Origin of the sequence: Brevibacillus sp. JNUCC-41 (assembly GCF_014844095.1) — a bacterium.
Classification (GTDB): Bacteria; Bacillota; Bacilli; order Bacillales; family DSM-1321; genus Peribacillus; species Peribacillus aracenensis.
In genome coordinates, this window is sequence record NZ_CP062163.1 from 5,102,339 (window position 1) to 5,121,183 (window position 18,845).

An 18,845-nucleotide genomic window follows, 5' to 3' on the forward strand; every position below is an offset into this window, starting at 1 on the left:
AAAAACATGCCACAGCATATTTGCCCCGCAACTATTTGTTGGACAATAGCTTTTGGTGCACTTCCTTCTTGTCTTGGCCAACAGATAGAATCTTTGGATTGACTGCAACTTCGATTACAGCCGGAAGCCCTGAAGCAATCGCCCTTTGCAGTGCTGGCGCAAAATCACTATTTCTTTCAACCTTTTCACCATGCGCTCCAAATAAGCGGGCCAATTCGGCAAAATCAGGATTGGACAAGTCAGTTCCAACTACCCGATTTGGAAAATGCCTTTCTTGATGTACTCGGATTGTTCCGTAAATATTGTTGTTGACAACAATTGATATGGTCGGGATTTTATACCGTACAGCGGTTTCAATCTCTTGGAGAGTCATCATAAAGCCGCCATCTCCTGAAATGGATACAACATGTTTGTGAGGCTGCGCCAGCTTTGCCCCAATAGCAGCAGGCAGTCCATATCCCATCGCACCCGACGTTGGCCCTACGTATGTGTTTTCTTGCTCGAAACGATAATATCTGGATAGCCATCCGAAAAAGTTGCCGGCATCATTTGTAATGATAGTATCCTTCGGAAGACAGACGGCAATGTCATGCATTAATCCGTCCATATCTACGAAATCTTCTGTGTAGTCGGCCTTCGGTTCAGAAAATTCCAAATATTTATCATGCAATTCTTTCAAATGGTCTTCGCTTGAAATAATAGATCCTGGTTCTGGCGCTTGCAGTGCTTGTTCCAAGAAGCTCTTTGCATCTGCTTCAATGGCAAGTGAAGGTGGATACACTTTACCAAAAATATCGGGACAAATATCCACATGGATCAGTTTTGAATTTTCAGAAATCAGTGTGTAGTCTTGTGTTCCTACTTGAGAGAATCGTGTCCCTAATGCCAAAACTACATCTGCATCGCGGATTGCATCAAGTAAATATTGTGGTGTCCCAAACCCAAGCCATCCTGCATAGCAAGGATGTGAGTTCGGAAACGCGTCAAATCGACGGAAAGCGGTAACAACAGGGAGTTTCATCGCCTCAGCAAACTGTACAAGCAGCCTGCTGGCCTTAGCATGAATCACACCTCCACCAGCAATCAATACGGGACGCTCCGCATTTCGTATCAAATCCATCGCCTGCTTCACATCTTCCATATGTGGTTGGGGAGGAAGCGAGCGATAAGAATGATTGATGTTCAACTCTGCCTCATCTTCCAACATGTCATGCGGCAAAGCCACCAATACAGGGCCCGGACGCCCCGATCGCGCAATATGGAACGCCCGTTGCAATAATTCCGGGATCCTTTCCACACGATCGATCTCTACCGTCCATTTACATAAATGACTGAAAAAACCCGTCAAATTCACTTCCTGGAATGCTTCCTTTTCTTTAAAAGGGCGTTCGACTTGGCCAATAAGTGCAACCAAAGGGGTTGAGTCTTGAGCGGCAGTATGAATGCCGATAGCTAAGTTTGTAGCACCCACTCCACGCGTTGCCATACAAACTCCTACCTTTCCCGAAGCCTTGGCATACCCCTCCGCCATAAAAGAGGCACCTCCTTCATGCCTTGCGGAAATAAGTTCTATTTCAGGATGTTGATATAGTGCATCCATTACACTTAGATAACTTTCACCTGGTACACAAAAAGCTTTTTTCACCCCTTCTTTAGCCATTACTTCTACGATTGCCCTTCCTCCACTGACTTTCATAATCAAGCCTCCCGCTTTCAAGCACGTATTTTTGTTCTAGTAATTTATGATTATATGAATATTGACTCATCTTCAATATCATTTAACAAGTTTCCCCATTCCAGAAACAAGTTTATTATCTTCTTCCATCTCAATAGGAGGTTTTCTTGTAACGGCACTCACTCCCAAAGTTACTGTAATGTTGATGAGTAATACGGCTAACCCTACATCAAGATCTTGTATGACTTGCGGCAGGGATGGAAATAAAGTAGCAAGTGTCGTACCTGAAGTAGTCGTGTATATGACAATTAGAATTCCAACAATCATTCCGGCAAAAGCTCCTTGGACGGTAACAGGATTCTTTTTCCACAAACTAAAAAATAATGCGGGAAATAACTGTGCCATGAAGCTATATGCCATTAGATACAACGTAAAAATCGACTCCCCACCATTAAACGTAAAATATAGAGTCACTATGGAAATGGCAGGTACTAACATCCTGCTCAGTCTTTGAAGCTGTTCATCTGATGTATTCGGCTTCCACACCTTATATACATTTTTGGAAAGTATCGTGGCAGTTGCCGTCAACACGAGTGAACTGGGAATAAGGGCGGCCATCGCCCCTGATGCTCCAATAACCCCAACAAACCAGGGATCAAATGACATTTTCGCCATTTTAAATAAAGCTAAGTCTGCTTCTGCCCCCTGTAGATTCGGAACTTGGAGAATCGCAGAAAAACCAATAAATAACGAAAAAATGATGATTACTTGATAAATTGGCATAACCCCGGCATTCCAACGAAGTGATTTTGGACTTTTTGCAGAGAATACTCCCGCCAACATATGAGGAAACATATAAAATGCCAGTGCTGTCATGATTGTAGCTGAAATAAACCAAGAGATACTCAAACCTTGTTCCGGGAAAATCAAAAAACCTTGTTTAGCCGTATCGATTGCTTCAAACATCGGCTGTAAACCACCGTAATAATGAAGAGGAAAATAAATCCCCATGAAGACGACTACAGTCAGAATCATGATATCTTTAATGACTGCGGTCCACGCTACCCCATGCATCCCTGAAGCAGTTACATAAATTGTGATCGCAATGACACTTACAACTATGGCCACATTTGGCGAAATGGACCCATAGGAGGCTTCCGATACGATAATTCCTAACCCTTTCAACTGCATGATCAGATATGGAATAATTGATATGACGCTAATTACCGCTACAAGAACTCCTAAAGCCGGACTATTGTACTTTTTATCATAAAAATCAGATTGAGATATGACTTTATTTTTCTTGGCATATCTCCAAATAGGCGGCAACAGCCAATAGGCGATTACAAAATAGAAGCAATTGAAAGCGTATAAGGCAGGAGGCATACCTGATCTATACGCTCCGCCGCTTGCCCCCAAAAACGTATATGTCGTAAACATTTCACCTGCTATCAAGAAGAAGAGCAAAAAGCTGCCGAAACCCCTTCCGCCAATAGCCCATTGTTCCAAACTCATATTCTTACCTTTTCGAGCTTGAAGCCCTAACCAAATGCACAGAACCAAAAAGAAAAGGATAACAAGCAGGGCTTCATTCATCAGTCTTCTTCCTCCTCGGTTGCCGGATCAAGTTTATTGGCAATTATTAAAAACACTGATGTAAGACAAACCCATAATATGGCCCAAAAAAGAACAAATGGCATCCCTAAAACATAAGGTTCAATCCGATTGATCACCACAAGCGAGCCAAGTGCCGGTATTGCACTTATCACATAGATCATTTTCTTCATTTGTTCACCATCCTTACCAACAAATGCCCAACTTGAATCATCCAATCCTTCACTTTTCTGAAAAAACAGATATTTTTTCTGTATTATTACATTGACAGCCCTTTAGTTAAGGGCTCATTTACAGCCCAATTCGGTTGCATGCCTGTAAGGACTTGTTCCACTTGCATTGCTGCATGTATAGCCATGCGTATCGAGCCTTCCTTCGTCAATGCCGCATTATGAGGACTGACAATCACATTATCCAATTTAAAAAGGGGATTCCCTTTATCAGGAGGCTCAACTTCAAATACGTCTATTCCAGCACCGGCAATCTGGCCCGCTTGCAAAGCATTTACTAAATCACTTTCCCTCACCACACCGCCCCTGGAAGCGTTTACAAAATAAGAAGAAGGTTTCATCCAGGAAAACTCACGGCTACCTATTATCCCTTTTGTTGTTTTCGTTAACGGCAGATGCAGGGTAATAACATCAGAGTTTCTGAATAACCATTCTAAATCTGTTACTATCTCCAACTCCGAATTCGTTTTGGCTGCAACATACGGGTCGTAGCCAATCACTTTCATATCAAAGCCTTGGTAAGCCTTTTTTGCCAGTATTTTACCGATTCTCCCCAGTCCGATAATCCCCAAAGTCTTGCCTTCCAAGTCCATGCCAAAAAGTTGATTACGAATAGCAAAATTCCCGCTGCGCAGTTCTTTATCAGCCAAGCTTAAGTTTTTGGACAATGATAAAATTAATGCCATTACATGTTCAGCTACAGAATTCGCATTTGCCTCTGGGGTATTTGTTACATAAATGCCACGCTCTGTAGCAGTTTCGATATCAATATTGTCCAAGCCCACACCATACTTGGCAATCACTTTGAGGTTTTCAGCTGCTTGAATGACTTCTTTATTTATTACAGCCGTTGATCTCGTTAGTACTGCATCACAACCCTTGATTTCTTCCATAAGAATTTCTTGCGACAGATCAGACCCTACTTTAATCTTATAGCCTTTTTCTACTAAATAACTTTTCCCCTCTTTCTCAATATCTTGAGGAATATACACTACATGACTCACCTTCACACCAACCCTTTCATGTTAACCTTGAAGGAAATATCTTTCCTACTGCATGGTTATATATACAATTATTGTGCCAACATAAAAAACATCAGTTTATTCAAGAAAGAAGCCAATCAGTCCTTATATCAAGACATAAATAAATGTAACAAATTGTTTCAAAATGATTTATTTAGTTTCATTACGTTTCAATCTGTTTCAATATTCAAGTTTTTCATCTTTCTCCATAAAGTCGTGCGACTCATCCCTAACTCAAAGGCAGCTTTTCCTTTATTAAAATTAACCTTAATTAACATTTGAACAATTCTTTCACGTTCGGATAAATGCATCCCAGGGGACATGTCCATCTCTTCGTCTTGTTTCGATAGCTGTATTTTCTTTTTACTTCTATTGGGAAAATACATTTCAATATCGTACACATCAACTAACTTGTCTTTATAAAGAGCGCATAATCGCTCACAAAAATTTTGCAATTGGCGAATATTCCCTTCCCAATTCTCTTCGCTCAGCTTTTTCATGGCAGTATCCGTAATCTTAATTTGTTTTTGATCCGAATGACCTTTCTGAATAAAAGCATTCACCAATAACGGAATATCTTCTCTGCGTTCCCTAAGTGGAGGCAATACAAGGTCCAGTACACTCAAGCGATAATACAGATCCTCCCGAAAGTCATTACCTTTCACCATTTGCATGAGGTCTTTGTTCGTTGCAGACACAATTCTCACATCAACGGGAATTACTTTATCATCACCGATACGCATGATTTCCCGCTCTTGGAGGACACGTAGCAGCCGGCTTTGCATTTTTGGGGAGATTTCCCCTATTTCATCTAAAAAAATCGTACCTCTATGAGCCAGTTCAAAAAATCCTAGCTTTCCGCCTTTCATGGCTCCCGTGAAAGCTCCTTCTGCATATCCGAAAAGCTCACTTTCCAATAGATTTTCGGGAAGCGCCGCGCAATTAATGGCTACAAACGGGTTATTTTTCCGGTTGCTATGATTATGTATGCTTTGGGCGAATATTTCCTTGCCCGTTCCAGTTTCTCCAATTATAAGAATATTTGAATCTACTTCACTATAACGTTGAGCTGTTTCAATCGTCCTCTTAATTTCGGGACTTCGATACAATATATCATCAAATGTGTACTTAGCCACATGTCCGCGTGAATGAAGTTTTCTGAAGAACTTCCCTTCCATCTCTTGAATGCGGGTAACATCTTGAAAGGCTACCATATCCCCCACTTTTTTACCCTTTAAAAATATCGCAACTTTTTTTACCGATAATTGAATCGTTTGGTAAGCAACGGTATCTTTTTCGTATTCACCGTCGCTTAAAAGCATATTTCGAAATCTCCCGGGCTTTATTATATCGTATATGGAATTTCCAATTAAGCTCCCCTTGGAAATCGATAATATCTCCTGAGCCGCCGTATTAAATACAGATATTTGCCCTTTTAAATCTATAGCAATAACCCCTTCATAGGCATAATTAAGAATCGTTTGGTAACGCTTGGTCTTCTCCTGTTCCCTTCTGCTGACAAGAGCTACTCTTTTCGCCTCAATCAACGCCTGGCGAAATGATTCCTTTCCCGTGTCAACCAGAATGGCTCCCAACCCTATCTCTTCAGCATATTTACAGGTACTTAAACCACTTAACACCACCTCACAACCTTCTCTGGCTGCCAAATCCACTAAACTGACTGAGGACTCGATATCATTTAATATATAGGACTGAATTGGCAAATCAACAATATCCGAAAGGTTTTCCACCCCATAAATCATGTTTAACGCTCCTATAACGGCCACTTTTTTACTGCCAAAACGTGCCTTGCAATCATATAGGGAACGAATGAGGTCAATCCCTTGGACAGGTATATCGACGATTGGAATGAATTCATTGCTTTCTTTTAATAGTTTCGTGATCAATCCCCTTGAAATGATTACATCAGCATCCAGCTTCAACTTCCCAATCTTATCGGCATCCTCAACCACCTCCTCTAAAACAAACTTCACTGAACCGTTATCATTGTTGTCCGATTCTTCCAACTTGTTGAATTCCTCAAATCTTTCAAAAGCATCCGTAATATACCCTTTTCGAGGAACAACGAGTTTTATTTTTATCAAAACACCCACCTCCAACGTAAATCATTTTGGTTTATTGGATATTAGCTAAAAGCAATCTGTAATTTATTCCAGACCTTGTTATACAAGGACTTGATATAACCTGGTAAGCTAAGAATGCCTCAAAGGTTTTCATTTAAAGCCACAATAAGTAAAGCAATGTGAGACTTCTAAAATAGTAATTCTACATTTTTTTAGATAGTAGATATTTCACTTTATTAATGACTTTGAAAAATAAAAAACCCTGTTATCGTGGGTTTTTTCATCATAAGGATTTCGATTGGTATTTAATATGGTCATTCAGGTCATCACATTAAAACTTTCTCTTCATCACTGGAATACACTTTTTAACATTAACATCAGTATAATGATTCTTAAGGTGAAAATCACCATGAAAAATCCTTTTTAATTTCTTAAAGTGGCATGATCATCTACTTTATTTTCTAATTCCCCTTTCTTTCTCGGTAATAGGACTATATTGCTTTTATTCTTCAAACAAATGTGAAATTCCTTTTGATTTTATCGGTACAGACAATAAAATTAGTCTACAAACATATTAACCCCGTTCAAGAAATCCTGAACGGGGTTTTTTAATAAATTTTTATTTTGAGTTTTTGCGGGCATTCTAGCGGTTATCAAACTTTATAACATTCAAGGTGTTTTTACTTACGGACTTAAAAAGGATCGGCGATGACAAGGATTTTCCCTGCTTTGATATCCTCCACATATTGATCGACTTCGGATTCCTCCAGTCCAATATCCAATAATGGCTTTCTCAATCCGCCTGCTCCCGATGCTGCCCCGGCAGCGGCTCCGCCAAAAGTGGCGAAAATAGGTCCTGCTGCCAATATCGGACCAATTCCTGGTACGGCCAATGCACTCATTCCAATAAGCAGGCCTGTTAATCCGACAGCTCCGCCGGCTGCTGCGCCAGCTACTAATCCATCAGTCTTTGCCGGGGCGACTTCCTCGGCTTCACTGGGTAATTGATCAATGTTTTTTGCCACTACTGATATTTGATTGGATGTATATCCTTGTGTCTTTAAGTTTTCTACTGCTGAAATCGCTTCATTTGCATTTTCATATATTGCTATAAACCTCTTGTCCATGGTATCTGCTCCTTTAAAAGTAATGTATTATACAGTACCCTTAATTGAGTTTTAATAACCTTCCATGAAGGAAATGAATTTCATTCCCGGATTTGCCCCTGGCCGTAAATGAAGTACTTGCTTGATGTTAAGGCAGGTAAACCCATTGGTCCACGTGCATGCAGCTTTTGTGTCGAAATGCCGATTTCTGCACCATAACCAAATTCAAAGCCATCGGTAAAACGGGTGGAAGCATTATGATAAACTGCTGCTGCATCTACTTTATTCAAAAATGCGGAAGCGTTTTGTTCATCCCTCGTCAGGATTGCTTCAGAATGCTTGGTACCGTATCGGTTAATATGTTCAATCGCATCGAATACACCTTTGACAGTTTTCACGCTGATTTTTAAAGCCAGGTACTCCGTTGACCAATCTTCCTCCGTAGCCGTTTTGGCTCTTGGAAAGGAGCTGCAAACCGCTTCATCCCCATATATTTCAATACCCTTTTCGTCCAGGAGTTCCAAAATACGCACTCCGTTTTCTTCAAACCATTTTTCATGAATCAGAAGCCCCTCGATAGCATTGCATACGGATGGACGCTGAGTTTTACCGTTTAAGACAATTTTCTCGACAATCGTGATATCTGCGGTCTCATCGATGAAGATATGGCAATTGCCTGCTCCTGTTTCAAGAACCGGAACAGTGGACTCCTTAATGACCGTTTCAATTAAATTCTTTCCGCCTCGTGGAATCAAAACATCTAAATACTCATTAAGATGAAAAAGTTCCTTAGCGGTTTCTCGACTCGTATCCTCGATCAACTGAACAGCTTCTACAGGAATTTCCGTATTCTCCAATGCCTTATGAATGGATGAGACTAGTGCCATATTGGAGTTTTTGGCTGACGAGCTGCCTCTTAATATGACGGCATTCCCCGTTTTCAAGGACAATGTAGCTGCATCGATGGTCACGTTAGGCCTGGCTTCATAAATCATCCCGATTACACCGATCGGCACCCGTAACTTTTTAATCAATAAACCATTCTCTTTTTCGATCGTCTCCAATTGTTCCCCAACTGGATCATTTAATTCGATTAAAAGCATAATGGCCTCAGCCATGTCATCAATACGGTTAGCATTTAACATAATTCGATCCAATGTAGACTCACTGAAGCCTTTTTTCCTGCCTTCTTCCAGATCCTTTTGGTTTTCTTTCATCAAAATATCTTTATCGATAATAAGTTGCTTAGCAATGTTTCCAAGTGCCTCGTTCTTTTGTTCGGTACTCAATCCTATTAACTGATAACTGGCTTCTTTGGCAGCCTTTCCTTTCGCCTTCACTTCACTCATTTTCAAATGCCCCCTTTTCCTTCACAAAATTGATTTTTATGCTTTCACCCATTTATCGCGATGAATCACTTCTATGGAAGTGATCACAAGCTCGGATGTCCTCTTTCCCATCGCCTGTTTTAATTCTTCGTCTGAGTATAGGACCTCACCCCGCCCCAATAATCCGTTTGCACCATAGACTTCGACAACATCACCCTTATTGAAGACTCCTTTAATTTCGTAAATTCCAGCTGGCAGCAGACTGCTGCCATTTGAAACTAAAGCCCTCTCGGCGCCTTCATCAACGAAAATTTTCCCGGATACTTGTGAATGAAGGGATATCCATTGTTTGTTTTTCGTTACCGTCGTCAAGACATCATTCCCAATATACGTGCCATCACCTTTGCCTTCGAGGATTGTTAGAAGTTTATCACTCCCATAACCAGAACCAATGAATACTTTCACCCCTAGAGACAATGCAGTTTGGGCTGCAATCAACTTAGATTTCATCCCCCCGGTTCCAACATTGGATCCTGTACCTTCTGCCATTTGCAATAAATCCGCTGTTACTTCGGTTAGCTTTTCAAATCGTTTCGCCCCTGGATTTGTCTGTGGATTGGAATCATAGAGCCCATTAATATCCGTTAATATGATCAAGTTGGTGGCGTGGACCAGTCCGCTTACTAAGGCGGATAGCATATCATTATCACCAAAAGTCAACTCCTCGACCGATACTGTATCATTTTCATTAATAATCGGAAGGATGCCGCGTTCAAGCAATTCCATCAATGTCGCATATGCATTTTTATATCTATCCTTTTTCGAGAAATCTTTCCTTGTTAACAAAATCTGCGCAGGTACGATTCCAAAATGACCCAACTGTTCCATATATGATTGAATCAATAGGCTTTGCCCAACCGCTGCAGCAGCTTGTTTTCCCTTAAGAGTGACAGGTCTCGTAGGATAGCCGAGCTTACGAAAACCTGTTGCTACAGCACCTGATGAAACAAGGACAACTTCATGTCCCGCTTTCCTTAAAGCTGCAACTGCCTGGATATGATCGGAAAATTTATTTTGGTCGATTTCACCTTTTGTGTTGGTCAAAGAACTACTTCCTATTTTTACAACGATGCGTTTCTTTTCCATCGATTACTTCCTCCAATAAATATCTAAGACATGAAAAAAAGCCCTCTTCATCCTCGAAATAAGGACGAAAAGGGCTGCTCTCCGTGGTACCACCTTCATTGAATGCAAGTTCATGCATTCCACTTTGCCTGATAACGCCAGGATTTGCGCCTATGTTTTGCATAGGACTCAAGAAGCAGGTTCTGCGTTTTCCTGTCGCGGGTCTTCCAGCAATTGACGCCGCTCTCTGTCACAGTGATTCTCGCATACTAATCTTCTCTCAACGTTCATTGTTTTAATATAGTATGCAAAATTATATGCTTGATGTCAATAACATTCCTACGATGTATGAACCTTATAACGCGATTGCCGGGCCGAAGAACTCATAGTGGATTTTATCCGCATCTATCCCCAGCTCTTTTAGATAAGTAATGATCGCCTTCATGAAAGGAACAGGGCCACACACATAATAATCAGCTTCAGGTTTAACAAAACCGCTCAATAATTCCTTATCGATATACCCTTCCTTTTCAAAATTCGGCAGGTTCTTATCATCCTGGCCCGGATTTTTAAAGACAAAGGATAATTGATAGCTGGTAAGCTTGTGTGCCAGTTCTGTCAGTTCCATTCTGAACGGCTGTAACCGGCCATTATCGGAAGCATGAATGAATTGTACATGACGCTCGGGTGTTTGTTCAGCTATCGCATGGACCATACTCATGAAAGGTGTTATGCCAACGCCTCCGCTCAAGAATACTGCCGGTGTTCGTTTTTCCAAATCGATGGTGAAATCACCTGCAGGAGCCGTTACGTCAATACTGTCACCCACCTGAATGGATTCATGCAAGTAGTTGGAGACCCTTCCATCAGGAGAGATTCCCGGCTTTTCTTTTTTAACGGAAATCCGGAAATAATCTTTTCCCGGAACATCAGACAAACTATATTGACGGTTGAATAGATAACGTTCACCCGGTATCTCGATCCGGATGGTAATATATTGTCCAGGAAGAAATGATGGAACCTTCTCTCCATCTGACGGTTTTAAATAAAAGGATGTGATTACGTCACTTTCCCGTACTTTTTCCGCCACTGTGAATCGTTTGAAATCAGACCATCCGCCGACCTGATTGGAAGCTTCGTCGTACATTTCCTTTTCGATGCTAATAAAAGCATCGGCAATGACTCCATAGGCCTCTCCCCAAGCTTGGAGGATCTCTTCTGTAGCTGAATCTTGTAACACTTCCTTGATTGCACCTAATAGAAATTCTCCTACAATGGGATAATGTTCGGCTTTAACGGCAAGACTTCTGTGTTTTTGTGCTATTTGCTTCACGGCAGGTAATATCGTTTCGAGTTGATCTATATATTTAGCTGCTGCCAAAACTGTGTTGGCCAGTGCATTTTGCTGGCGTCCCTTTTTTTGATTGGCGTGATTAAAAACATTTAATAATTCAGGATGTGCTTCGAAAAGATTTTTATAGAATACAGTTGTAATTGTTGTACCATGCACTTCTAATACAGGTACAGTTGATTTGATAACATCAATAGTTTTTTGGGATAGCATAGGTAAACCCCTCTTCATAAACAAGTATTTTAAATACATGTTTATGATAGAACGTAAATGCATTAAAAGCAATATATTTTATACATCTTTTCCAAAAAATAAGCTTTCATGTTTATAAAATGTTCACATTTATGATATAGTCAAATGGGGATAGAATGTGAGGCGATAAACATGAGGTTGACGAGTTATTCCGATTACTCACTTAGAGTGTTGATTTACCTGGCTTCCCACGACCAAAGCAAATTATCAAATATTAAAGAGATTTCTGAAGTCTATCAACTGTCTAAAAATCATTTGATGAAGATTGTTCATAATCTTGGAAAATTAGGCTATATCGAGACGATTCGCGGAAGAAATGGCGGATTTCGGCTTGCAAAATCACCCGCTGAAATAAATGTAGGGGAACTTGTACGACGAACCGAGGAGGATTTTTATCTGGTGGAATGTTTTAAAGATCACGATAACTGTGTGATTTCCCCCGTTTGTTCATTGAAATTTGTTCTTAATAATGCCTTGGATGCTTTTCTAAAGGTCCTTGATCAATATACGATTGCAGACTTCAGCGAAAATAAAGTGATGCTCAAAACCTATTTCGATTCGGTAAAAAAGAATGACGAAGAGCCCGATTTTTTATGATCGGGCTCTTTTTCAATAACCGATGATTCGTTCGATCTGCCATTCCTTTTCCATTCGCAAATCCATGATCCCCGTACTGGTTTTCAATAAAGCTTTAAGGGGATCGTATGGATTGATCATAACGATCGTCCCGATTCGTTCATTAGTAAGCATGACTTCTTTTCCGACCAATGTGGACATTAAACGCTTTACAAATTCCAGCAGGATTTCCGGATTGAATTTACCGAACATATCGCTGTTCATTTGTTCAATCACCTTATAAAACGGCATGGCCTGATGATATACACGATTTGAGGACATCGCATGGAAAACATCAGCTATTGCTACGATTTTCGCATGATGATCGATATCATTCCCCTTCAGCCCAAGTGGATAGCCTTGCCCATCTTCACGTTCATGGTGCTGTAGGGCTGTTAATGCAATCGATGGAAGGATTCCAGGGATATTTTTAAGTAATTCATACCCATAAATGGTATGGAGCTTCATTTCTTCATATTCTGCCGCAGTCAGTTTACCCGGTCTTTCCAATATACTATCCGAAATCCTTATTTTACCCACGTCATGCAGCGTGGCTGCCAATGTTAGGGCTGAGAGGTTTTCTTTCGATAATCCAAGCTTCATCCCCAGATAAGTGGCAATGATTCCGACACCGATATTATGACTATACATGTACTCGTTTTTTGCTTGCATCTCATCGAAAAGGTAATAAATATCAGGATTCTTTGCAGCTTCTGTAATGACAGGTGCTACTTCGGCTTTAATCAATTCAATATTATCAAGCTGTATTTTTCCTTCTTTACGTATATCTTGAAAGATGTTTTTCATTTGAAGAGAAGCTTCGTTGATTCTTTCATGAATCATTACGTTAGGCTGTACATGATTTTCCGTTAATGAATATCCACCTTTTTTAGGGATGGTAAGAGGCGTATTCGCTTTATTATTCATCTTCCCTCTTCTATTTTTCATTGCTCTCACACTTTTCTCTATTTTTTACCTATGATACCATATCCTTCATGGCCTTGTGTCATAATGAAAGCAATTTTGGGGGACTTAAGATCGGTCACTAAGTTCATTGCCCAGCTGTTTTAATTTTTCACCAACCGTACATTCTGAAATACAGAACTGATGGGCATACGTCCGCCCCTTCTCTTTCCGAAAATGCTTCCTTAAAAAACAATCTTGACAAAACGAAGCGAGAACATCTTCCACTTCTTCATATATTTTTTTCCTGTTCATTGTTATTATGGCTCCTTTGACTCAGCAATTTCCATTTTGCTGAAAATGGCTTTTCCCTGCAGTGCAAGTGTTGCCAGGCGATCGGCTTCCTGGTTTTCCTTTCGAGAAATTGGCTTGAAGACCGGAATGATCTTTAATTTATCCAGTTTCGCTTCAATGCGGTCAAGCCATTTATTTAAGTTTTCTTCCATGCAAGGCCATTCACCGGAAAGTTGATTTAAAACAACTAGGGAATCCCCTTTAAAGACACAACTTTGATGGTGGATTCCAAGTTCGTCCATCTGTCTGACCGCTTCATGAAAGGCCGCATATTCCGCTTCATTATTGGATTCAAATTGCTCCAATTTCAAGTTGGTGCGTAACCGCCAGAATTTCTTACCTTGGCGAAAATAAATGGCAACACCGATTCCTGCCACCTTTTCATCTTTTTGAAAACCGCCATCAAAAAAAACAGTCACATCCTGCGGTTCTTCCTCCACTTCCGTCAGGAGCTTCTTTAGTTCCTTCTTGGTCCAGGTTGTATCGAATTCATCCTTGAACTCCACTTCTTTCAGCCTTCCTGCCTTTTCAAGATCTTCCGTAATGACCAGAGCATTCCCGGCATCAAGCCAATCCGAAACGAAATCGGCAGATGGTTTTTTTGATGCTTGATATGTCCATTGCATAATTACCTTCAAAGATTTCCAGCTCCTTATCCATTCACCATTCATGCAGAACAGCTTACAATTTTCATACCTTTTTTTCGTCTTACCCTTTATAATATATTGTAAGCATTTGTATCGCTTTTTTAATTATAGTTCCCATATCAGCCTGAAATTCTCATGTTTCAATCTTATTTTATATGAAACGTTTTTTTATAATAGCATATTGACAGTTAAACTCGAGGAGGAGCACATCTTGATCGAAGTGTATATTGATGGTGCCAGTGCAGGCAATCCAGGGCCGAGCGGCGCAGGTGTTTTCATAAATAATAATGGTGTGGTCGAGAGGCATGCCTTTCCGCTTGGAAATATGGAAAACCATGAAGCGGAGTACCATGCTTTAATCAAAGGATTGGAAATTTGTGTAGCCAATAAGTATCAAATCGTTTCTTTTCGTACTGACTCACAAGCCATCAACCGGGCCATTGAAAAAAGATTTGCAAAGAATAAGTATGCCATTTTGTTGGAACGGGCGCTAAAGCTTTCCGATGAGCTTGAATTATTTTTCATGAAATGGATTCCAAATCTCGAAAACAAGTCCGCGGATGAGTTGGCGAGACGGGCCATTCGAATGAATAATTCCGAGGAAATTCATGAACAAGACAGCTGATTTTTCATTACTATTCGTTGTATTCATTTGGGGCGTCACTTTTGTCATGGTTCAAAATGCCCTATCTTTTCTAGACCCCTTCACGTTTAATGCGGTCCGTTTCTTCATGGCTTTCGTTTTCTTGCTCATCCCTTATATATCGACTTTACACAAAAAGGGGAAAACTTGGAACAAGGGTCTTTTTATAGCTGGGTTTCATATTGGAGTTTGGCTTTTTTTGGGGTATGGGCTTCAAACGATCGGATTGAATTATACAACTCCTGCGAAGACAGGCTTTATAACAGGTTTAAGTGTCGTCATGGTACCTGTGTTTTCCCTGCTGCTTTTAAAACATAGGCTTCCCCGCAATACAATAATTGGTGTCGCAGCCGCAACCATCGGGCTTTATTTAATGACTTTCGCTGACCGCTCCAATTTGAATATCGGTGATTTACTGGTATTTTTATGCGCAATCAGTTTTGCCATGCAGATCATTACAACGGCTAAATATGCCAAGACCTTACCCGCTTTACCATTGACGCTGATTCAGGTTTCCACAGTATCTTTATTATCATTTGTTTCAGCCTTCATTTTTAAAGAGAATCATTCCGTCATCTTCAGCTCAGAGGTCATGTTAAAGAAGGATGTATGGACTGCTTTATTGGTTACGGCAGCCCTTGCCACTGCGTTCGCCTTTTTTGCACAAACCTTCTTCCAAGCCTATACGACACCTACAAGAGTGGCGCTGATTTTTTCAATGGAACCGGTTTTTGCCGCGTTATCCTCATACATATTAATAGGGGAAAAACTGACTACCGCCTCCATCATCGGCTGCGCATTCATATTCTTGGGGATGATTTTCGCTGAACTGCCTGTTAAGAAAAAGAAACCCGTGACACAGGAGTTTACTTGAAAAGGCCAATAAAATAAATCGGACTTCCAGTTACGAAGTCCGATTTATTTAAGCAGCCCCTGTTCTTTTGCAAAAGATACCGCTGCACTACGCGTTTCAATGCCGTTTTGTTTTAAGTTTTCCAAAAAGGAGATATAAAAGCTGCCATCAAAGTTCTTTTGTACCTTCAATGTCAATTCTATTGCTGCATTGACTAAAATATCACTCGCATCCGTGTACCGCTTACCAAAATAAATAAAACCAATAGCGTCATTACCAAAAGTGAATCCTTTACCCTCTAAAAAACTAACATACTCTTCAGTTGATTTCGCCACTTCTGCATCCACTCCATACTTCATGCCTTATTTTCATCTTACCGTATATCAAAGATTTTGACTATCCATTTTTCGACAAAAAAATCACCGTACAAAATAAAAGAGCTCCCATTGGAAGCTCCGCTTATTGTATTAAATCATTCGCAGTAAAGCCCTGAATTCATGATCCCTAGCCAGATCTTTGACCTTCTCGCGATCATACTGATAGACCGCATCGTCCAAAGAACATGAAATTGGTACATCACATTTTATTTCTGCTAGCTTTCTGGATAAATGAAGCATATCGACGGCGGATTCAATTTTAGCTCGTTGCCCGTTCGTCAATGAAGCAACATTTTCAAGAATCCCTTCGATACTTTGATACTGGATCAATAATTTCAACGCTGTCTTCTCACCTATTCCTTTAACTCCGGGATAGTTATCAGCTGTATCACCCATTAAAGCTTTTAAATCGATCATTTGTCTTGGTGTGATCCCTTTCCATTCAAAAAAGCTATCGGGATTATGAACTTCATAATTACCATATCCTTTTTTTAACAATAGCACGGAAATGTTTTCTTCTATTAACTGAAGCATATCTTGATCACCAGTCAATATACCCACCCGGCTATGTTGGGCAGATGCCTTGGCAATTGTCCCGATACAGTCATCCGCCTCATATCCAGAGAGCCCTATGTTAGGGATATCAAATGCTTCAACCGCTTTTTTCGCTAGGTCGAATTGAGGGATCATTTCGACTGGAGCTTCTGATCGATTAGCCTTGTATCCATCAAATAATTCATTTCTGAAAGTCTTGCTGCCCATATCCCAACACACTGCGACATGACTAGGTGAAAAGTGATCCACCGCCGTCAGCATATGCTTCAAAAAACCTTGAACGGCATTAGTCGGGATGCCTTTTGAGTTAATCATGAATTGACCAGTAACTGCCGTTGCATAAAAAGCTCTAAATAAAAGCGCCATCCCATCGACAAGCATAAAGGAAGGATGCTGCTCGTTTTCTTTCATTAACACATTATCACCTCTATCATGATGTACTTCCATTTTAACATAACTGTCCCCTTTTTTAAGGATCGTTTAATTGGAAAAAATATTATTCAATTGGATTATCATCATACGAGATCCAGTCACTGTAACTGCCAATATATATCTTCACATCTTTAAAGCCCGCTTCTTTCAGGGCGATATAATTGGGTGATGCCGTTACACCTGAACCGCAGTACACAATGATTTCCTTATCTTTACCGATGCCTGAAAAATTCGACTGAAGATCTTCCTTCTTTTTAAAATAGCCATTTTCCAGAACGTTCGTCCACACCTTATTTACTGCTCCTGGTATATGTCCGGCTTTTTTATCAATCGGCTCTTCGATTCCCTCGTAGCGCTTAGATTCCCTTGAATCCATTAATACGATATCGTCAGGCCTATTCATAGTGTAATCCTTCACTGTTTGAAAAGATGCAAAAACGGAATCATTTAAATCGATATGATATTCTGATGGCATATATTTCGTTTGATTCGAGTCAATTGGATAACCCTCATCCCTCCAGGCGCGAAAGCCCCCGTTAAGAACATATACTTTCCGATGCCCAAGGTAGCTGAGCAGCCAGGCAAACCTGGAAGCAAAAGAACCTTCCCCGCCATCATAAGCAATAAGTACCGTATCATTGGTGATTCCGTTTGATTCCAGTTTATTTTTAAAGGTTTCCAGATCAGGCAGAGGATGTCTTCCGCCATGTTCTTGAACCTGCCCCGATAAGTCCTTTTCAAGGTCGAAATAAACCGCGCCGGAAATATGGTCTTGTTTGTATTCATTATACCCTGCATCAGGAGAGCCTAGCTGAAAGCGGCAGTCACAAATTCTGATCTCTTGAGAATTCAACTTCGGCAACAGCTCTTCTTTTTCAATTATTAAACTCATCTAAAAAACCCCCTATTCCAAAATGGTCCAAATTAATTCATTAAGCTCCGTTTCCATCTTCTTTCCTTGATGTAGCCTAGTTATCTCTTTCTTTAAGGAAAGTGATTTCCCTTCTATTATCGAAAGATTCTTTTCACTTTCATTGTTGCTTATATATTCCTCCATTTGTTTTGCTTTAAATATCCGGGTAATCCCGGTTTTCAATTCTTGATCAATTGAAAGCAAATCAAGTAATTCCCATACTGATAAAGGTGGCAGCGAACCCAGGTGAATTATATATTCAAGGATTAAATACGAACGGTATACTTGTACCCATGTTTTTAGTTCTTTTCTTTCGGATCCCCTTGTTTTTGTCAATAGTTGAAGATTTTCGTTCATCATCCGATAGTAATGGTGGCTCAGTGCCTTTTTGGAATAGCAATCAGCAATCAAACCCTTCATCTTCCTATAATAATCCGGATGCGTAATCAACTTGATTGGCGACTGAAATAATTCAAATAGAGCAGGATTACTCTTTAAGGTAAGACGTGAAGATTTAAATAAATCCCAGCCTTCCATGTCAAATAGGTCTTCTTTCATTTGAATGACTTCAACTGGCTGACTCAAGCTAAGGTATGAACGCTTATCATTATGAACATATATAAATCGAACATCGTAATCTGATTGGCCTGATGATAAACCAAAAGAATGGCTGCCAGTAACAGCAGCCATTAAAATGGTCATATCTTCTTTCTTTTCCAGGTATCTCAATCGTGAAATAAGGTTTTCTTTCATGAACGAGACCTCG

Annotated in this window: 19 protein-coding genes; 3 read left to right on the plus strand and 16 right to left on the minus strand. The window is 40.3% G+C overall.

The window, feature by feature from the left end; genetic code table 11:
• Positions 1–31 precede the first annotated feature (31 nt).
• The 9 genes from JNUCC41_RS24585 to hmpA all read right to left on the minus strand — a co-directional run bounded on the left by JNUCC41_RS24585 (position 32) and on the right by hmpA (position 11,748).
• Positions 32–1,696, minus strand: coding sequence for a thiamine pyrophosphate-dependent enzyme (locus JNUCC41_RS24585; protein WP_192205272.1), 1,665 nt, complete (start codon positions 1,694–1,696; stop codon positions 32–34).
• 78 nt (positions 1,697–1,774) lie between these two features.
• A complete protein-coding gene (locus JNUCC41_RS24590) occupies positions 1,775–3,271 on the minus strand; it encodes a sodium:solute symporter family protein (protein ID WP_192205273.1) in 1,497 nt (498 codons plus the stop codon).
• The gene (locus JNUCC41_RS24595; RefSeq protein WP_370662591.1) at positions 3,271–3,453 is read right to left on the minus strand and encodes a DUF3311 domain-containing protein; all 183 of its coding nucleotides are present in this window, start codon (positions 3,451–3,453) and stop codon (positions 3,271–3,273) included. Before JNUCC41_RS24595 ends, JNUCC41_RS24590 begins: the two co-directional genes overlap by 1 nt.
• Before the next feature lie 95 nt (positions 3,454–3,548).
• Positions 3,549–4,511 (minus strand): hydroxyacid dehydrogenase, encoded by a 963-nt coding sequence (locus tag JNUCC41_RS24600; RefSeq protein WP_228467448.1) that lies wholly within the window; start codon positions 4,509–4,511, stop codon positions 3,549–3,551.
• Positions 4,512–4,711: 200 nt separating this feature from the next.
• On the minus strand, positions 4,712–6,646 hold the full coding sequence (locus tag JNUCC41_RS24605) for a sigma 54-interacting transcriptional regulator (protein ID WP_192205275.1): 1,935 nt from the start codon (positions 6,644–6,646) through the stop codon (positions 4,712–4,714).
• A gap of 671 nt (positions 6,647–7,317) precedes the next feature.
• The gene (locus JNUCC41_RS24610) at positions 7,318–7,752 is read right to left on the minus strand and encodes a general stress protein (protein ID WP_192205276.1); all 435 of its coding nucleotides are present in this window, start codon (positions 7,750–7,752) and stop codon (positions 7,318–7,320) included.
• Between the two features lie 80 nt (positions 7,753–7,832).
• Positions 7,833–9,080 (minus strand): glutamate-5-semialdehyde dehydrogenase, encoded by a 1,248-nt coding sequence (locus JNUCC41_RS24615; protein ID WP_192205277.1) that lies wholly within the window; start codon positions 9,078–9,080, stop codon positions 7,833–7,835.
• Positions 9,081–9,116: 36 nt separating this feature from the next.
• The gene (gene proB, locus JNUCC41_RS24620) at positions 9,117–10,205 is read right to left on the minus strand and encodes a glutamate 5-kinase (RefSeq protein ID WP_192205278.1); all 1,089 of its coding nucleotides are present in this window, start codon (positions 10,203–10,205) and stop codon (positions 9,117–9,119) included.
• Between the two features lie 334 nt (positions 10,206–10,539).
• On the minus strand, positions 10,540–11,748 hold the full coding sequence (gene hmpA / locus JNUCC41_RS24625; RefSeq protein ID WP_192205279.1) for an NO-inducible flavohemoprotein: 1,209 nt from the start codon (positions 11,746–11,748) through the stop codon (positions 10,540–10,542).
• A gap of 171 nt (positions 11,749–11,919) precedes the next feature.
• On the opposite strand from hmpA, the gene JNUCC41_RS24630 reads away from it, so the two are divergent.
• The gene (locus JNUCC41_RS24630) at positions 11,920–12,384 is read left to right on the plus strand and encodes an RrF2 family transcriptional regulator (RefSeq protein WP_076365790.1); all 465 of its coding nucleotides are present in this window, start codon (positions 11,920–11,922) and stop codon (positions 12,382–12,384) included.
• Positions 12,385–12,396: 12 nt separating this feature from the next.
• On the opposite strand, the gene JNUCC41_RS24635 is transcribed toward JNUCC41_RS24630, so the two are convergent.
• The 3 genes from JNUCC41_RS24635 to JNUCC41_RS24645 all read right to left on the minus strand — a co-directional run bounded on the left by JNUCC41_RS24635 (position 12,397) and on the right by JNUCC41_RS24645 (position 14,297).
• Positions 12,397–13,350 (minus strand): HD-GYP domain-containing protein, encoded by a 954-nt coding sequence (locus JNUCC41_RS24635; protein ID WP_192205280.1) that lies wholly within the window; start codon positions 13,348–13,350, stop codon positions 12,397–12,399.
• An 84-nt stretch (positions 13,351–13,434) separates the two neighbouring features.
• Positions 13,435–13,620, minus strand: a complete 186-nt coding sequence (locus tag JNUCC41_RS24640) for a zinc-finger domain-containing protein (protein ID WP_192205281.1) — start codon at positions 13,618–13,620, stop codon at positions 13,435–13,437.
• Between the two features lie 5 nt (positions 13,621–13,625).
• Positions 13,626–14,297, minus strand: a complete 672-nt coding sequence (locus JNUCC41_RS24645; protein WP_228467450.1) for a reverse transcriptase-like protein — start codon at positions 14,295–14,297, stop codon at positions 13,626–13,628.
• A gap of 220 nt (positions 14,298–14,517) precedes the next feature.
• On the opposite strand from JNUCC41_RS24645, the gene JNUCC41_RS24650 reads away from it, so the two are divergent.
• Both JNUCC41_RS24650 and JNUCC41_RS24655 read left to right on the plus strand, forming a co-directional pair.
• Positions 14,518–14,931, plus strand: a complete 414-nt coding sequence (locus JNUCC41_RS24650; protein ID WP_192205282.1) for a reverse transcriptase-like protein — start codon at positions 14,518–14,520, stop codon at positions 14,929–14,931.
• Positions 14,915–15,823, plus strand: coding sequence for a DMT family transporter (locus tag JNUCC41_RS24655; RefSeq protein ID WP_192205283.1), 909 nt, complete (start codon positions 14,915–14,917; stop codon positions 15,821–15,823). Before JNUCC41_RS24650 ends, JNUCC41_RS24655 begins: the two co-directional genes overlap by 17 nt.
• 44 nt (positions 15,824–15,867) lie before the next feature.
• On the opposite strand, the gene JNUCC41_RS24660 is transcribed toward JNUCC41_RS24655, so the two are convergent.
• From JNUCC41_RS24660 to JNUCC41_RS24675, 4 genes are all read right to left on the minus strand, one after another.
• A complete protein-coding gene (locus JNUCC41_RS24660) occupies positions 15,868–16,149 on the minus strand; it encodes a DUF6123 family protein (RefSeq protein WP_228467451.1) in 282 nt (93 codons plus the stop codon).
• Positions 16,150–16,269: 120 nt separating this feature from the next.
• Entirely contained in the window at positions 16,270–17,145 is an 876-nt protein-coding gene (locus JNUCC41_RS24665) for a 5'-3' exonuclease (RefSeq protein WP_192208326.1), read from the minus strand.
• A gap of 85 nt (positions 17,146–17,230) precedes the next feature.
• Positions 17,231–18,058: a sulfurtransferase gene (locus tag JNUCC41_RS24670; protein WP_192205284.1), complete on the minus strand. Its 828-nt coding sequence runs from the start codon at positions 18,056–18,058 to the stop codon at positions 17,231–17,233.
• 12 nt (positions 18,059–18,070) lie between these two features.
• Entirely contained in the window at positions 18,071–18,832 is a 762-nt protein-coding gene (locus JNUCC41_RS24675; protein ID WP_192205285.1) for a nucleotidyltransferase domain-containing protein, read from the minus strand.
• Positions 18,833–18,845 lie beyond the last annotated feature (13 nt).

Coding starts and splice junctions, on each gene's coding strand:
- JNUCC41_RS24585 (WP_192205272.1), bottom strand. CDS start 1,696: ATGAAAGTCAGTGGAGGAAGGGCAATCGTAGAAGTAATGGCTAAAGAA.
- JNUCC41_RS24590 (WP_192205273.1), bottom strand. CDS start 3,271: ATGAATGAAGCCCTGCTTGTTATCCTTTTCTTTTTGGTTCTGTGCATT.
- JNUCC41_RS24595 (WP_370662591.1), bottom strand. CDS start 3,453: ATGATCTATGTGATAAGTGCAATACCGGCACTTGGCTCGCTTGTGGTG.
- JNUCC41_RS24610 (WP_192205276.1), bottom strand. CDS start 7,752: ATGGACAAGAGGTTTATAGCAATATATGAAAATGCAAATGAAGCGATT.
- JNUCC41_RS24615 (WP_192205277.1), bottom strand. CDS start 9,080: ATGAGTGAAGTGAAGGCGAAAGGAAAGGCTGCCAAAGAAGCCAGTTAT.
- proB (WP_192205278.1), bottom strand. CDS start 10,205: ATGGAAAAGAAACGCATCGTTGTAAAAATAGGAAGTAGTTCTTTGACC.
- hmpA (WP_192205279.1), bottom strand. CDS start 11,748: ATGCTATCCCAAAAAACTATTGATGTTATCAAATCAACTGTACCTGTA.
- JNUCC41_RS24630 (WP_076365790.1), top strand. CDS start 11,920: ATGAGGTTGACGAGTTATTCCGATTACTCACTTAGAGTGTTGATTTAC.
- JNUCC41_RS24635 (WP_192205280.1), bottom strand. CDS start 13,350: ATGAAAAATAGAAGAGGGAAGATGAATAATAAAGCGAATACGCCTCTT.
- JNUCC41_RS24640 (WP_192205281.1), bottom strand. CDS start 13,620: ATGAACAGGAAAAAAATATATGAAGAAGTGGAAGATGTTCTCGCTTCG.
- JNUCC41_RS24655 (WP_192205283.1), top strand. CDS start 14,915: ATGAACAAGACAGCTGATTTTTCATTACTATTCGTTGTATTCATTTGG.
- JNUCC41_RS24665 (WP_192208326.1), bottom strand. CDS start 17,145: ATGAAAGAAAACGAGCAGCATCCTTCCTTTATGCTTGTCGATGGGATG.
- JNUCC41_RS24670 (WP_192205284.1), bottom strand. CDS start 18,058: ATGAGTTTAATAATTGAAAAAGAAGAGCTGTTGCCGAAGTTGAATTCT.
- JNUCC41_RS24675 (WP_192205285.1), bottom strand. CDS start 18,832: ATGAAAGAAAACCTTATTTCACGATTGAGATACCTGGAAAAGAAAGAA.